Below are 15,288 nucleotides of genomic sequence, written 5' to 3'. Positions count from 1 at the left end.
TAACGAATGTTCTAAATTATTCTCGATTCTTTGTCCATCCTTTCTTCTGAAATTTTTGCATCTTCACATAAATACGGATTTCTTCGAAATCGATTCGATCCAATTCTACCGAAAGCTGTTCGCCAAGAGTGAAGATTTTGGAATACTTTTTCGAATAAAAAGAAAAATCCGTTTCCGAGGACAGTTCTCCTTCATCGGTAAATTCGAGAGCAGGCAAAACCGCTTCTACCATGGGATTGTCCAGATCTACGAAGGCTAACGAAGATTTAAAGCCCGTCAAAGTTGCATTGAATTCGCGGATTCCCGTTTTTTCCAAAAACCTACAGGCTTTCAGCTTATAATAATCCCTCTCCGCATCCGAAGCTTTTCTTTCCTCGTGGGAAGTATGAAGACTCATTACCCGTATATCTTCTTCATTGTACGGATTTTCCGAATCGAGTAGAATGCTCTGTAGAACCCTATGGCAAACCAAGTCCGGATACCTGCGAATGGGGGAAGTGAAATGGCAGTAATCCTTAAATCCCAAACCCCAATGACCGAGTTGCTCACCCGAGTAGTACGCCTGCATAAAGCTCCGCAGCAGGGATATATTGAACAGACGTTCAGCGTGACTACCGCTGATTATGGAAAGTACGTTCTTGATGGATTCGTAGCTAGCGTCCTGCATCTGAGCTTCGATTCCGTTGAGGTTCAAAAACGCATTCAGGTTGTCCAACTTCTCCGTGTCCATAGGTTCATGAACGCGGTACAGTGTAGGCCTTTTTTTCCTGCGAATAAATTCCGCCACCTTAATGTTCGCTGAAAGCATGAACTCCTCGATCAATATGTGGGATTGCAAGCGTTCGACGGTGGAGATTTCCACGATATTATGATCTCTATCTGTGATTACCTTCGTTTCCTTCAGATTCAGATCCACTCTTCCGTCTCGTAGCCGCTTTTCACGCAGAAGGTTCGCGAATTTCATCATCTTGTATATCCAATTCGTCGGATCTCCGGAAAGGATCTCCGTTTCGGCACGGTTATACGTGTATCTTTCGGCAACCTTGATGATCGATTTATAAAATTTGGCGTGAGTGATATTTCCCTGCCAATCCGCCTCCATCTCCACGGTAAAGGCTAAGCGATTTTTTTTCGCCACTAGGCTGCACAAATTTTCGGATAATTCAGGAGGAAGCATGGGAACGACCCGGCTTCCCATATAAACCGAAGTTGCGCGCTTGTAAGCTTCCTCATCCAAAGGAGAACCAGTCTTTACGTAATTTGCCACGTCAGCGATATGAACATAAAAGCGGATTCTTTTGCCTTCTTCCACAAATGAAATCGCGTCGTCGAAGTCCTTGGAATATTCTCCGTCGATAGTGATGGATCGGAGTTCTCTTAGGTCGGCTCGACTTCCCCAGTCCTCCACCGAACTTTCCTCGACTTCTTCGGGTAAAGCGCCTAATTCCGTGGATTCCGGATAAAGGATCTGATAGTTATATTTCATCAACATCCTCATCAGATCCGTATCTTCCTTCGTATCCGATTCGAATCGTACGAAATGAACCTCGTAAAGGTTTCTTTCCTGAGCGCTGTCTTCTTTCAGATTTACTATGATCACGTCTCCGGGTTTGATTTCGTCCTGCAAATCCCGCAGTAGACTTTTTCTAGGTAGGAATCCTTCCTTTCCGTCTCCATCCATATCCAGAAAAGATCCGATAAGGAACTTTTCCGTTTTTTCCGAGACTTTCATTCTATAAAAATCCCGTCCTCGACGCAGAACCGAAACGACTTCGCCTTCCAATTTTCCTTTTCTTCCGATTCCGGAAGGAAGGATCTGCACCGTATCAGCTTGTATTGAATTTCCCGTATATTGGGAAGGTACGAAAACTTCCGTTCCGGTAGTAAGTTTTACGAAGCCGTCCCCTCTTTTGCTAAGCGAAATCGTTCCTTCCAACGTTTGATCCGGGTGGACGAGCACGTTTTTTCCCTGGATTTCGATCAATCCCTCTCGTTCGAAAAACTCCAGCAAGTCTTCCGTTGATCTCTTCGTTTCCGACGCTTCCCATCTCTCTTTTCTGAATTTCTTTTTCATTCCTCCTTTTTCTCCCATCCGGGAAAGGAGCTCATGATAGGAAAGTAACTTACCCGATCGGGCCTGAAGATATCTTATAAGTTTTCGGCTTGGATCTTTTTCCCTCTCCCAATCGCCGGACTGTTTGTAAAAAGGCCTATGACCGTATCCGGGAATATGGGTCTCTTTCTTGACGGATTTTTTATCGGCGCCGGGTTTAACGCCTTCTTTCTTTTCTTTCTTCGGAACGGGAGCAACGGATTCGAAAACCTCCGGGATCGCCTTCGATTCCGAAATAGCCTTGTCGGCGACGCGATTCTTTGCCCGGGCGCGACTCCTCTCCTCCATCCGCTTTCTCTCGATCCGGCTCTGCTCCGAAATTCGAGCGTCTCTTTCCTTCTCTTCCTCGGTCTTCTTTTTCGTATGTGCACCGATCCGTGCTTTAAAAGCCTCTTTGATTCTTTTTTCCTCTTGCGGAGTCAGTTCGGGCACGCTGATCGCTTCCAACTCGGGAAGCTCTTTCGGTTTTCTCGGAGGGGATTTTTTTTCCTTCGGCTTTTCGGCAGATTTCTTTGCGCTCTGTTTCGGATCTTTCTTAGGCGGAACGGGCGAAGGTTTCTTCTTCGTCTTTTTTTTATCCATTGATTTCTTTGCTGTTTTCTTCATTCTAAAAATACCTTTAATTTATGATCCGCATATGTTCCGCGGATGTAGTTGGGGAGTAAATCCCGGAAGGAAAATCGACTCGGATCGAGAATCGCGCTCTGCAATTGCGCGACGCTTTCCGTTAAAATCGATTCGGAAGAAGGCAAACGATCTTCCATATTCTCGCCGGAAAAGAAATCGGGGCAATCCGTAAATCGTCGGGCGATTAAGTAAGAACTAAGCCTTTCTTCCGGAAGAATTTCCGCGGGTTCCGTCGGAGCAATGTCGAAACTTCCCAGAAAACCGATCCGGTCACGTAAAGCGAAGTATATCTTATTCTGTTTGGCTTCGATTGCAACGATTACTGCCGAATCCTCTTCCCGGAAATAATGTGAGGAATACACCTCTAGGCTATCGAATCCAAGAACGGGAATCTTCCAAATTTGGGCGAAATTTCTGGCTGTGGAAACCGATATTCGGATTCCGGTAAATGATCCCGGCCCCAGAGCCGTGACGATCAAATCCGGGGAACTCCATCCTGACTCTTCCAAACAGATTCCGATTTCCTTAACCAACCTTTCCGCAGATTCCCTGTTGTGAAGCCCGGAGTATCTTTGGAGATTCGTCAACTTCCCATCCTCTGAGAGGTAAAAGGACTCCACGACGATCCATCGATTGGTAGCGTCGAAGAATAGGATCTTTTTCATCCGATTTCCTTCTTTGCCCGGTTCAAAATGGACGCTAGCTCGGAATCGTAACTCATCCAATCGGATCCGAACCATTCTACATTAAGATTTCTAGATTCTTCCGCCCCGTTTTCGTAAATGCTCACGGACGCGGAACACCGCATATTTGAAAACGCTTTCGGAGCTCGATCCCACCATTCTACAATACAGATTCCGCGGCGCCCCCAATATTCTTCAAAACCTAAATCCTCCGTTTCCGCCTCGCCGGAAAGTCGATAAAGATCAAAATGGAAAATCGACAATTTCTCTCCCGCTTCGCTTTGAACCTCGGGTAAAGGATACTCGTTCATGAGAGTGTACGTAGGGGAGTTGACCCAAAGTTTCGGCCCGTTTTTATGCGAGGAAAGTTCTTTATATAATTCCTGCACAAAACGGGACACGAGTGTGGTTTTACCCGAGCCCATATTTCCGGATAGTAGAACGATAGGATATTTCCCCCGTTTCCAGGCCAAAGCCGTGGATTCGGCTAGATCGCTGGCGGGAATTTGCAGATCGTCGAGTCCGATATCGATATAACTCTTATGCATCGTCTCCTTTAAAAAAGTTCTAGGACTTGCTCCTTAGGAAAACGGTAAACGGAATTGCAGAATTCGCAAGTTACTTCGATCTGCCCTTGTTCCTCGGCGATATCCATAGCCTCTTCCTTTCCCAGAGTTTGGATCAGTTCCTTGATCTTCTGTTCGGAACAATCGCATTTAAATTCGGGTTTTCCCTCCTCCAAAGTATGAACGATCGTGCTCCCCAATTTTCCCAATCGATCCAGGCAATCATGAACGTTTTCCGATAGAAAATCGGTCTTATTAGCTTCGATAGCCTCCGCCCATTCCCGAACGGCTTCCACATGCACAGGTTTCGCTTCGGGTAAAGCTTGGAGGAATAATCCGCGGACATTCCAGTGCAGGCCGTCTTGTTTGAAAAAAATGACTAAAAAGGAAGGAACCTGTTCGGAATCCCTAAGATAATTCTCTATGTTCGTCTCGAAACTTACGTTTCGAAAAGGCACAATGGATTGATAAATGCATTCACCGTTTCTCCAACGGAATACTTTTAGAATTCCGAGATTTTCTTCCGAGATTTGATCCTGTTCTACGTCTTCTTCAGGTCTATATCGTAAGGTCGATTTCATTCTTCCGTCGCGCGTACTATATGCCAATACGGAGTGAATTTCGGAATCGTCGTAAAATCTGATCTGCACGCTGACTTTCGTTTCTTCTTTTACCAAATCCGCAAGAAAGAAAGCCGCAAGCATGGTCCTTCCTAAGAGTTCCGTGCCTGTATCGTCTATCCCGTGCAGGTGGGATGCCGCAGTTACCGCGTACGAAATTTCCGCCGCGGAATAGCGAAAATGTACGTCTGGGAGAATACCGTAAACATAAGAGTCTCGATTTTCCATGAAGGGCTTAAAATCGTCCTAATCGAACTTGCACCATTCTATTCTCTACGAATCGCATCGAAAAGACAGTATTTTTTCCTCGTTAAACTCCCGATTCTCAGTTTTCTTTCTGGAAAGGGTAATGGCTTTCCACGAACATCGTCCTACTTATTTTAAAACGACGATCATGAAATTCGGAGCTGATTATTACCCGGAACAATGGACTCCAAACGATTGGAAGGAAGACCTCCGGATCATGAAAGACATGGGACTTTCTGTCGTACGCCTCGCAGAATTTTCCTGGGCCCTCGTCGAACCGAAAGAAGGGTTATTCGATTTTTCCTTTTGGGACAAAATATTGGATTTGGTCGGAAAATTCGGGATGCAGGCGATCTTAGGAACGCCTACGGCAACCTTTCCTCCTTGGCTAGCGCAAAAATATCCGGAAGTCATGCAGATCCGTGATGGGATCACGAGGACCATCGGAACCAGAAGACAGGCCTGTTTTTCTTCCCCCAAATTTAAGAAAGCCGCAGAAAAATTGGTAACCGAAATGGCCAGAGCCTTGGGAAGGCACCCCGCGCTGATCTCTTGGCAAATCGATAATGAGATAGGACACGAAGGTTCGGACATAGATCATTCTCCGACTTCCCTCATCTCGTTCCGAAGCTGGCTCAAAAAGAAATACAAAACTCTCAAGGTTCTGAACGAAACTTGGGGCAGCGTTTTTTGGGGGATCGTTTTCGACGACTGGGACCAGATTCCAATTCCGGGACCTCATGTTTCCGCGAATTTCAATCCGTCCATGATCCAGGATTTTTACCGATTCCATTCGGATACCGTTGTGGACTTTGTCCGCATGCAGGCGCAAATCCTCAGAAAGCTATCTCCGGGAAGAATGCTGACCACCAATCTATATCCCAGTCCGTTTCTTCCCGTGATCGATATGGCCGAGTTATTCAGGAACTTGGATTATGTGTCTTGGGACAATTATCCGACATGGGGAGATCAGCAGGAACCGTTTCCTCACCCGTTCGTTTCGGTCATGCACCAGTACAATCGAGGACTTAAGAATCGCTCCTTTACGGTAATGGAGCAGATATCCGGATTCCAAGGTCATGAAGTTTTAGGTTATCTTCCGGCGCCAGGTCAAACCCAGCTATGGATGAAGCAAGCGATAACACAGGGAGCGGACCAGATTCTTTTTTTCCGTTACAGGACGGCAAGGTATGGTCAGGAACAGCTTTGCTACGGAATTTTGGATCATGACAAGGAATTGACCGAAAGATACTTCGAATTGCAAAAGGGGATCGCGGAGATTCTTCCTTACGCGGAAGATTTTGCATCGGAACCTTTTCCCGCAGAAGTGGCCGTCTTACACGACATCGACAATGCGAGAAATTTCAAACACCAGCCCGTATCTTCCGGATTAAAATTTTCTCCGGTCCCTTTTGCCCAGGTCGGGTACGACTTGGAAATGGCAACCTGGTTCGCGGGTCTGAACATTTTAAATGTGAATACCCACTTCCTTCCCGCCGCGGAGGCTGACTTTTTTAAATACAAGATTTTGGTTCTTCCTTTGTATTCTATGGTAGATGAAGCGACGGTAAAAAAGCTGGAAGAATACGTAAGCGCGGGAGGAACCCTCGTACTCGGTTATCGATCGGGAGCGAAAGACAAAAACGGTTGGATGCTGGATTCTCCTATACCAGGCCCGTTCCGTAAAATGGCGGGAATCAATGTCCGCAAATTCGAAGCGGTAGGAGAAAAACCGGTAAAATTCAGATTCAGGGTGTTACCGGGAACCTGCTCCAAAATCTGCGAAATTCTCGAACCGGAAACCGCCGAGGTTTGGGCGACATATACGGACGGCAAAAAGTTCTATAAAGGAAAACCCGTAATCACACACAATCGGTTCGGAAAGGGATCCGTAGTATATGTCGGAGCGAGTCTTCATCCCATTTCGTTTATGCTCTTATACAGGAGGATTTTGCGAAATGCCGGAGTCGGTTTTTCCTTTTACGGACCGAATGTGGAAAGAGTCTTGCGAAACGGAAAAGAGAAGAATTACGAAATCTATCTGAATCATTCCGGAAAAAACGTTTTTGCGGGCTGGAGACGGCTAAAACCTTTCGAAGTGCGTATTATACCGCGACGAAAATCATGAATCGAAAAGAAATAAGCGAATTGAATTCCATACTAGCGAACGTTCCGAAGGGATCGAATATTCCTCATTCGATTTATGTGGATAATCTTCATACGCCGTTTATAGAATTCGAACAGGATTATGCCCTCCCTCCCTGTTCCGTATTCGAAGTGGATTTTCCTGCGGCAAAATCATTTCTAGAAAGCGTCAAGGAGAGACTACCCGAACTCGTTTCAAATTGCCTGGTTCTTCCGGAACCGAGACCTAAAAGAGATAGCGATCGACTTTTTTTGGTAAAACCGTTTTATCCGGAAGAGGAAACCTTTCGCGAAAATTCTCCAAAATATTGGGAAAAACATCTTCCGCCCTATCTCCTTGTGGTGAGCTTTCAATTGATGTATTTGGGTGGAGCCGAAAAACAGGATGTTCTAGCCCAAGCCGTGCAGGGCAGAACTATGTCCGTTCGTACCAAGAGGATCTATTATTTAGCCCGCGTGGTTCCTCTCGATTACCTAGTGATCGACGACGGCTTGGTCGTGGACTTCTTTCCTCGAAAATACGGGGAGTCAGAATTTATGGTTCAAGTCGGAGCCGAATACCACGATAATATAAGACACACGCATTCCGAGATCTTCGACGAAGTGGACTATTCCAAGCAGATTAAAATCATAGGCGAAACTCTCGGAATCACCTCTAAGGATTGGTTGCTCGGAAGAATCTTCGAGCCTCTGGCAGTGGAATATCTGACATTGACGGCCAGATTTCTAGATAGCTCGTTAGGAAAGATAGCGCGCGATTTTATATCATTCCGGCAAGTTGTTGATCTTTTGTTAACGTCGGACAATATGACTTTTGAAGAATCCGCCCGGGAATCCCTTTATGCCTGGCTTCGATCCCATACCTCGGAACGAATTTTGTCCCCTTCCGGAAATATGGCCTGGAAGATTTTAAGGGAAGAACGGACCTAATATTAACCTGAGTCGAATGCCAATGGAATCACTTGCCCCTCCGATAGATTTTCCCCTGGAAGAAGTCAAAAAACGGATTAAATCCGTTCAGTCGATTTCCGGTTTAGTACTCGAATCTGCGAGAAAATTGCAGAAAGAAATTCGGGTTTTCGGAATCGTCTCGGATTCCGAAGAAAAGGATCGTATCACGAAAGCCGACGAATTGATGGGAAAATTCCTCATCGAATTTCTGAGACAAAACTTTCCCGCCGATTCGATCATATCGGAAGATTACTATCGCCATGAAGGAAGCAATTCCTTTCGTTGGGTATTGGATCCGATAGACGGTTCCATGAATTTTGTTCGAGGCATTCCACTATATGCGGTTTCCGTCGGCTTAGAACATAGAGAAACTCCCGTTGCAGGGATCGTATTCGCTCCGGAACTCGATGCCCGTTACTCCGCTATTCTGAGCCAAGGCGCTTTCAAAAACGGCTTACGGATAGACGTCTCCAATACGGACGCTCTAGCGAGATCCTTGTTGGTATCTAGTTTTCCTACGAACAGAAAAGAAATCCTGAACGAAGTGATCTCCGACATTACCGCCTTTATCAGTTGTGGGCGATCGATGAGAAGAACGGGATCTTTCGTTCTAGATACGTGCTGGGTTGCGGAAGGTGTGCTGGACGGAATCTGGGAAAAGGGCGTAAAACTCTGGGACACCGTAGCCAGTTCCGTTATCCTAATGGAAGCCGGCGGAAAGCTGACCGATTTTCACGGAAAGCATTTCCTCTCCGGACAAACGGAAGTGGTCGCTTCAAACGGAAAAATTCATAAACAGATCATCGATATTTTAAGGAACGTCAGGATTTCGATCGGGAGAAACTGACGAAAACCTATTGGAATTCCGATCGGCGGCTTTTCCACATCGGGAAAAAGCCTCCGATTTTTCTAAGAAACTTTTTCTTCGGATAACATATCCGTCATTTTTTCAAAAACGCTTCTAACGCGGAAATTTCCTCGTCTCCGAAAGGAAACTTGGTCATCAGCTTACTGTTTCTTTTAGGCGTGTATCCTTCCGGATAGCCGCCTTCTCGGATCCGAATCTTTAACAATTCAAGAGAAGAGTTCGCAACCGATGGACCAATGGGACCGTCCAATTTCGGATTTTGATTGTGGCAAGCGGTGCAATTCGCCACGTAGATTCCTTTTCCTTTTGCCTCCAGCTTTTGCTCGGGAGTGAGATTTTCCTCTCCTTTGCAAGCGATGAAAACCGAGGATAGAATAAGAAAGGTTCCGGCCAAAAAATAGAGGCGGCCGAAACCGCCCCTATTTTTACCGAACCCGATATTTCGGGAACGATTCATTTAAGCCGTCCTTATGCGGTTAACAAAGCTTCCATCAAAAGATAGGTTACCAAAGCGAAAACGGATCCGCTAGTAATTACTGCCTTAACGGATTTTATCGGTTTTACGCTCGGTCCGTTTTGGTCGGCAACCAACGCGTTCACTTCGACGATCAACGCGATCAAAGTGATCAATCCCAAAAACATACCCAGTTTATTAGGGCTATACGCCAGGGGAAGGTTGCGAGCCGCACCCATAGCGAAAAGCATCGGGATGGACAAAAATGTGTTCGTTCTGGAAGCCACAAAAGCGCGGTTTGCATTCGGTGCCGGATCAACGGTGGTTTCACCTTTCGCTTTAGCAATCACCACTTTTTGATTCGGCCAGATCACGAACCAAACGTTGGCCCACATAATCGTACCGAAAATTGCGCCTACGAGAATGACCACAACCCACTGGGAGTTATGAGGGATTCCGGTGCTCAAAGCCAGAGCGATCATCGCGATTCCGGAAAGGAAAGTGAACATAGCGCCCCAACGGAACCACCAGAGGGCGCGGGGAACCAATTTTTGCGTTGCGTTCTTTTTCGTATCCGCATCGGTTTCGTTAAAGAAAGGCCCTTGGACGAAATTGAAATAATACAACATTCCGATCCAAGTAATGCCCGCTAGAAAATGGATGTACTTAACTAAAAAGTAAAGACCCTGCTGGGTAAAGAGGGCGAGTTCCATGATTCCTCCGCTCACAGTTCAAAATTTTCAAATTCGGTGAAAAGCCGAACCCTTAATAGGATCCATTTCGAACTAGACCAGTCAAGCAGTTTTAGAAACTTTCTAAATTGAAATACCTTCCAAAGTCTCTCGTTCTCACGGGAACTTATCCTCCGATGTCCTGAACCACTGCCTTTTCAAATTCGGAAACGAAGCTAGGGGAATCGTCCTCGTCCTTTCCCCGAAACGGAAGAAACCGTTCACGCAAAATTTCCGATTCCGTTGTTAAGGTGACTGTCGTCTTGTGTCCGGCTCTTCGAGTAGAGGAGACGAATCTGCTTCCTCCTTTTCCGTCGGAACCATTAACGAGCAATTCGAAGTAGTTCTCAAAATATTGCTCCATATTTCCTGGAATGAAAATGTTTACGAACCCCGGAGGAAAAATGGAAAGAAATCTACCGCCTATTTTTGTCTCCGGAATTTTGGAAAATTTTCCGGTGACTGTATCCGTCTTTCCGTTTCTCGCGAAGTGTAGAGTGTAACCGAGTCCTCGAATATCTATCTTCAAACCGAAGACTCTTAAAAAAAGGTAGAACCTACAATGTAAGGAGTGCGGACGAGACCAGTACCCTTTCGGAGAATGCGGGATCTCGAGACGAATCGTTTTTCCTTCATTATAAATTTCCCAACCTTCGGAAAAGCCTCCGGGTTGGAACACCTGTAATCGAAAGGCGCTTTGCTCTAGTCGTTTGGAGAATTTTTCGTACGCTAGCGGAAAATTCTTCTTCATTCTTTCGGAAAGAGTGTAGGAAAGAAGAATCGAATCCTTTCGTCTTTGCAGATCACATTCCATATTCGAGCATAAAAAACGCTGTAGAGAGGAAAACGTCTCCAAGGGCGGTACTGACGGATTGCGCACATGTTCCAGAAATGATTCCAAATGCGGCATTAAATCGATGACGCTCAATTCGGGAGAAATCATTTGCGTTACTCTCCTGATTTTGTACGTCGGTTCTTCCCTGAAATGTTGCTTTTTAGCCTCTACATAGACCGTATAAGGAGACGATACAGTGAGTTCCGGAGGAGAGTCGGAAAGATTGGGTCGGAAGAAATCCTGTTCCTTCGTAAGGCGCATTCCGAGGACGAGAAGGTCTCCCTTTTCCGCGAATTCCTTTTCGTCGGATGCTTCGGGGTTTCCGTAAAGAATCCTTCGGACCGGACCTTCCTTAAAATCCTTTTGAATCACTTCCTGATACTGAAAATACTTTTCGAAATAATCGGCGGATGTTTTGTTTTTATGAACACAACAGAGAACGGAAAAAATCGGAAATAGAAACAATATATCGCGGATCGTCCTCATGAAGTTCTTCTCCGAATTCTATCTACCTTAACGAATTCGAATAAACGTAGCACAACGGAATCATCTACATTCCTAAAATATTCCTCGTGCAATATCGTTCCCGATCTGGAGTAAACGCGCAAATAAGAGGTTCCGTCCTTTAGACCCTCCGATAAATCCCCTTTCTTATCCAATAAAATGCTTTCGTAATCCTTATCGCGCTCACCCGAAATATAGTCGTTAACAGCGCCTGGCGCCTTATGCAGATCGAGATATGCCAAAAATTCCACGCTATCCTCGTCCTTTAACAAGGTTTGCATCTTCCAATAGATCTTTCTTCCATGCTTCCTGCAAAGAACGATATCTTTGAATCCGCAGCCTAAGAGAAAAAGGGTTTTTCCTTTAGAGGATTCGGAAGTAAACACCTTGCCCTTTTGGTCCTGCATCCGGAATTTAGGAACGGTTCCATTGAGCGAAATAGGAAGAGATACGAGCAGGATCGCGAAGAACAAACATGATTTAGACATTAAAACTTCCTGTCGAAGGTGCTCAGGATAAACGCTGCGTTCGTTTGACAGAGGAAATCGCTCAAACGTTCCCCAAGAATGTTACAGGGAAATTTTTTCGGGAAAAAATTATTTTCTATGTAGTCGGAAAATTCCGTCCCAATCTTTGCCGGGAGTCTGGTTCAAAAAGAATTTGGTCCTTTTCGCATAAAGACGGATCACACTGTCTAGAGGCTTCTTCTTATACAATTCCCTGAATATTGCAAAGGCGGACTTGAAGTCTCCGACCTTATATAATATGATTCCCTCGTTGAGTTTGGATTTTACAGAGTCCTTCCAATCCGCGAGTTCCGGAGGATCGCCCTCGTAAACTTCGTATAAAATCACGGGCTGAGTCTTGCCTTTTACGATCACTGTATCGATTTCCCTAGCACGGACCTCGGAAAGTAGATTCAATCTTAAAAAGGTATGGTGGGTGATCAATATCTTGGTCTTATAGAATGCCGTAAGATTTTGCACCCTAGAAGACAAATTCACCGTGTCGCCGACAACGGTCGTGTCGATCCGGCGATCGCTACCCACGGTTCCTAGAATCAAAGTGCCGGTATTGATTCCGATTCCCAAATCGGCTGGACCCGTCATATCGCCGCCTATAGACCCGGTCAAACGCACCATTTCGATAGCGGATTGAAGAGCATTGTCCGCGGAGTTGAATTTCTCCTTTTCCGCACGGTCGCTATGATCGGAAAATAAAGCCAGGATCGCGTCTCCGATATATTTATCCACGAAACCTGCATTTTTATAGATTCTATCCTCGAAAGCGGAAAGATATCGGTTTAAGTATTTGATATTTTCTTCGGGAGCCAATTTTTCCGATACGGTTGTATAACCTCTTAAGTCGGCAAAAAAAACGGTCATCGTCTTTTCTTTGGAATCTCCGATCTTAATTTCCACAGGGCTTCTTTTATCCAAGATGGAAATGAAATCGGAAGGAACAAATCTATAAAATGCGTCGCGCTGTCTGGATATTTCCAGGTTCAGCATTTGAGATTCTTTATATAAGCTGACGTATCGTGATACGAGCAAGCTAATGATCACGATGATGAATACGGAATATGCGATTTTAAAATAAGGATAATGTATTCCTATTATTTTATAGATCGCGTCCAAAGTGTCCCAGATCCCGAAGAGAGCACAAACCCCGATTCCTATGAATAATTTGACCGAATCCGCCTTTTTTCTACGTATCGCTTGAAAAGAAAAAAACAGCACATATACGAGCATCGGAATCAGCAGGAATTGGTATAGGCGCAAGTTAGCGAGTAGAAACTCGAAAGGGAGAATCCAAGTAGCTAGAAAAAATACGGTGCTCGCTCCGCAAAAAATTCGGATCGCCCAAAAAGTGCCTTCATTTCTATAAAAGAAATCCCGGGCAAAAAGTAAAAAAACGGGGACGATGGGCACCAAACTCGCGAATTCCAGTCTATAAAAATAGCTCGTGTCAGGTCCTCCCGGATAATTGACGAATTTATTATATATAAGATAGGAAGTGGAATAAAAGTAAATCGAGGACAGAAGGGAAAATAATCCGAAAAATAGATAATACGAATCCTGTTTTCTCGTTACGTAGAATAACACATGATAAAAACCGAATATAAAATATATTCCGAATAGGAAAATATCCAGATATTCCGTGCCGGAATCGTAAATTTCCTCCAAGGAGGAGATTTTGAATCCTCCGGCATGATAAAAGCCGAAATGATCGTTCGGAACATATTCCGTCACGGAAGCCTGTCCCTTGAATACAATCGCAATCTCATTCTTACCCGATTTCAAAATTCCCGCAGGAATCGGAACCGTCAGCCCTTTGACCGATCTACGCTTTGCTAGCTCTTTATTCTGCGAATCGAACCACTCTTCGCGAAGCAACTTGTCGTTTAGTCGAATCCGCCAATTTTCTCCTATATCGGGGAGATAAATTCCGGTCGGCATGGACAAAAGGCGGTTCTCTTTGGAAAGATCAAAAGATCCGCGGATATGAACCTCGTATATTCCCGAACGGGGAGAAAGATTGAATATTTTCGTGAACGCTAAGGGAAAGTGCGGTAATTCAATCCAGTGCAATGCGGAACTTTCCGCAGAAAGATTCGATTTTCCCTTCGTTTTCGGTGGACTCGATTTTTCTTGCTCGTCGAGTAACGTTCCTTCCCAACGTATGCTTCCGAGATCGATAGCCTGCGGATAATCCTTTGTTCCCGTACAATTCTGAAAGCCCGAAAAGGAAAGGAAACAAATAAACGTGAGGAATAGGTTTCGGGAAGCGATTCGGCCCAAATCCGGACCTCACATGACCAATTCGTCTTCGCCAGCACGCGCGACGACGATATCGCCGGATTCTTCCAGTTTTCGAATGATGTTTACGATTTTCTGTTGCGCGTCCTCTACGTCTTTGATTCGGATCGGACCCATAAAGTCCATATCCTCCCGGAGAAGGTTAGCGGCACGCTTAGACATGTTTTTGAATATCTTTTCCTGGACTTCCGTGTCGACGGATTTTAACGCTTTTGCCAGATCCGAGTTGTCTACTTCCCGTAAAACTTTTTGGATCGCGCGGTCGTCCAACAATACGATATCTTCGAATACGAACATCCGTTTCTTTATCTCTTCCGCAAGCTCCGGGTCTTCCTCTTCGAGTGCCTCGATGATGGTCTTCTCCGTTCCCCTATCCACGAGGTTCAGAATTTCGACCACGGAATCGATACCTCCCGCCGAGGTATAATCCTCGCTGGCCAGCGTGGATAATTTTCTTTCCAAGACCCGTTCCACCTCTCTAAGAACGTCCGGAGAAACCCGGTCCATGGTTGCGATCCTCTTTGCGACTTCCGCTTGGATCGTATGCGGCAAGTTTGAAAGAATATTGGAGGCTTTTTGCGGATCCAAATAAGAAAGAATTAATGCGATCGTTTGAGGGTGTTCGTTCTGAATGAAGTTTAATAGATGCTGAGGGTCCGTTCTTCGGATGAAATCGAAAGGCCTAACCTGAAGACTTGACGTCAAGCGGTTGATGATATCGATCGCTTTCTGATTTCCTAAGGCTTTTTCCAATAAGCCTCGAGCAAAGTCGATACCTCCGTTAGAGATGAATTCCTGAGCCATCATCAGCTCGTTGAATTCCACTAGGACCTTTTCCTTGTCCTCCGGAGTGATTTTGTCTAGTCTTGCGATTTCGAACGTGATTTGTTCGATCTCATCTTCTCTAAGATGTTTAAAAATCTCGGAAGAAACGTCCGACCCTACGGCGATCAAAAAGATCGCCGCTTTTTGCCTTCCCGTTAAAGTGGTTTTCTTATTCAGCACGGTTACAGTTTCTTTCCTAAAAGATATTATCGGCAAAAAAGCGCATTTTCAAGGCAAAGATTTTTCCGGGCGAATGGCTTGCCAATAAGACATAAATACTCCAATTTGGGAAGAGCGAAGG

At 45.3% G+C, this 15,288-nt stretch carries 13 protein-coding genes; 3 read left to right on the top strand and 10 right to left on the bottom strand.

Annotation, left to right across the window (positions count from 1 at the left end; translation table 11 throughout):
* Window positions 1-16: 16 nt before the first annotated feature.
* The 4 genes from EHO61_RS04645 to EHO61_RS04630 are packed head-to-tail and all read right to left on the bottom strand — an operon-like array spanning window position 17 to window position 4,837.
* On the bottom strand, window positions 17-2,719 hold the full coding sequence (locus EHO61_RS04645) for a ribonuclease R family protein (RefSeq protein WP_135812435.1): 2,703 nt from the start codon (window positions 2,717-2,719) through the stop codon (window positions 17-19).
* A complete protein-coding gene (gene tsaB / locus EHO61_RS04640; protein ID WP_135812434.1) occupies window positions 2,716-3,405 on the bottom strand; it encodes a tRNA (adenosine(37)-N6)-threonylcarbamoyltransferase complex dimerization subunit type 1 TsaB in 690 nt (229 codons plus the stop codon). Before tsaB ends, EHO61_RS04645 begins: the two co-directional genes overlap by 4 nt.
* On the bottom strand, window positions 3,402-3,971 hold the full coding sequence (tsaE, locus tag EHO61_RS04635) for a tRNA (adenosine(37)-N6)-threonylcarbamoyltransferase complex ATPase subunit type 1 TsaE (protein ID WP_135812433.1): 570 nt from the start codon (window positions 3,969-3,971) through the stop codon (window positions 3,402-3,404). The genes tsaB and tsaE overlap by 4 nt, the downstream gene beginning before the upstream one ends.
* Window positions 3,972-3,979: 8 nt before the next feature.
* A complete protein-coding gene (locus EHO61_RS04630) occupies window positions 3,980-4,837 on the bottom strand; it encodes an Hsp33 family molecular chaperone HslO (protein WP_135812432.1) in 858 nt (285 codons plus the stop codon).
* Between the two features lie 166 nt (window positions 4,838-5,003).
* On the opposite strand from EHO61_RS04630, the gene EHO61_RS04625 reads away from it, so the two are divergent.
* The 3 genes from EHO61_RS04625 to EHO61_RS04615 are packed head-to-tail and all read left to right on the top strand — an operon-like array spanning window position 5,004 to window position 8,798.
* Window positions 5,004-6,983, top strand: a complete 1,980-nt coding sequence (locus EHO61_RS04625; RefSeq protein WP_135812586.1) for a beta-galactosidase — start codon at window positions 5,004-5,006, stop codon at window positions 6,981-6,983.
* Complete coding sequence (locus tag EHO61_RS04620; RefSeq protein WP_135812431.1) at window positions 6,980-7,930, top strand: LIC_10030 family protein; 951 nt, start codon at window positions 6,980-6,982, stop codon at window positions 7,928-7,930. Before EHO61_RS04625 ends, EHO61_RS04620 begins: the two co-directional genes overlap by 4 nt.
* Window positions 7,931-7,952: 22 nt before the next feature.
* Window positions 7,953-8,798 (top strand): inositol monophosphatase family protein, encoded by an 846-nt coding sequence (locus tag EHO61_RS04615; RefSeq protein WP_135812430.1) that lies wholly within the window; start codon window positions 7,953-7,955, stop codon window positions 8,796-8,798.
* 94 nt (window positions 8,799-8,892) lie between these two features.
* Here EHO61_RS04615 and EHO61_RS04610 read toward each other — a convergent pair whose 3' ends face one another.
* The 6 genes from EHO61_RS04610 to fliG form a co-directional block, all read right to left on the bottom strand.
* Window positions 8,893-9,276 carry a c-type cytochrome gene (locus EHO61_RS04610; RefSeq protein WP_135812429.1) on the bottom strand — a complete coding sequence of 128 codons (384 nt, stop codon included), beginning with the start codon at window positions 9,274-9,276 and terminating at the stop codon, window positions 8,893-8,895.
* An 11-nt stretch (window positions 9,277-9,287) separates the two neighbouring features.
* Window positions 9,288-9,986 (bottom strand): urate hydroxylase PuuD, encoded by a 699-nt coding sequence (locus tag EHO61_RS04605; protein WP_167884800.1) that lies wholly within the window; start codon window positions 9,984-9,986, stop codon window positions 9,288-9,290.
* A gap of 145 nt (window positions 9,987-10,131) precedes the next feature.
* Window positions 10,132-11,325, bottom strand: coding sequence for an LIC10025 family lipoprotein (locus EHO61_RS04600; protein WP_135812427.1), 1,194 nt, complete (start codon window positions 11,323-11,325; stop codon window positions 10,132-10,134).
* Window positions 11,322-11,831, bottom strand: coding sequence for a hypothetical protein (locus EHO61_RS04595; protein WP_246032002.1), 510 nt, complete (start codon window positions 11,829-11,831; stop codon window positions 11,322-11,324). The genes EHO61_RS04600 and EHO61_RS04595 overlap by 4 nt, the downstream gene beginning before the upstream one ends.
* Before the next feature lie 108 nt (window positions 11,832-11,939).
* Window positions 11,940-14,144, bottom strand: coding sequence for an adenylate/guanylate cyclase domain-containing protein (locus EHO61_RS04590; RefSeq protein ID WP_210415294.1), 2,205 nt, complete (start codon window positions 14,142-14,144; stop codon window positions 11,940-11,942).
* Between the two features lie 9 nt (window positions 14,145-14,153).
* A complete protein-coding gene (gene fliG / locus EHO61_RS04585; RefSeq protein ID WP_010416486.1) occupies window positions 14,154-15,167 on the bottom strand; it encodes a flagellar motor switch protein FliG in 1,014 nt (337 codons plus the stop codon).
* Window positions 15,168-15,288: the final 121 nt, after the last annotated feature.

Origin of the sequence: Leptospira fluminis (assembly GCF_004771275.1) — a bacterium.
GTDB lineage: Bacteria > Spirochaetota > Leptospiria > Leptospirales > Leptospiraceae > Leptospira_B > Leptospira_B fluminis.
The sequence above is the reverse complement of the archived record's forward strand: the minus strand, read 5'-3'. Positions and strand labels throughout refer to the sequence as shown.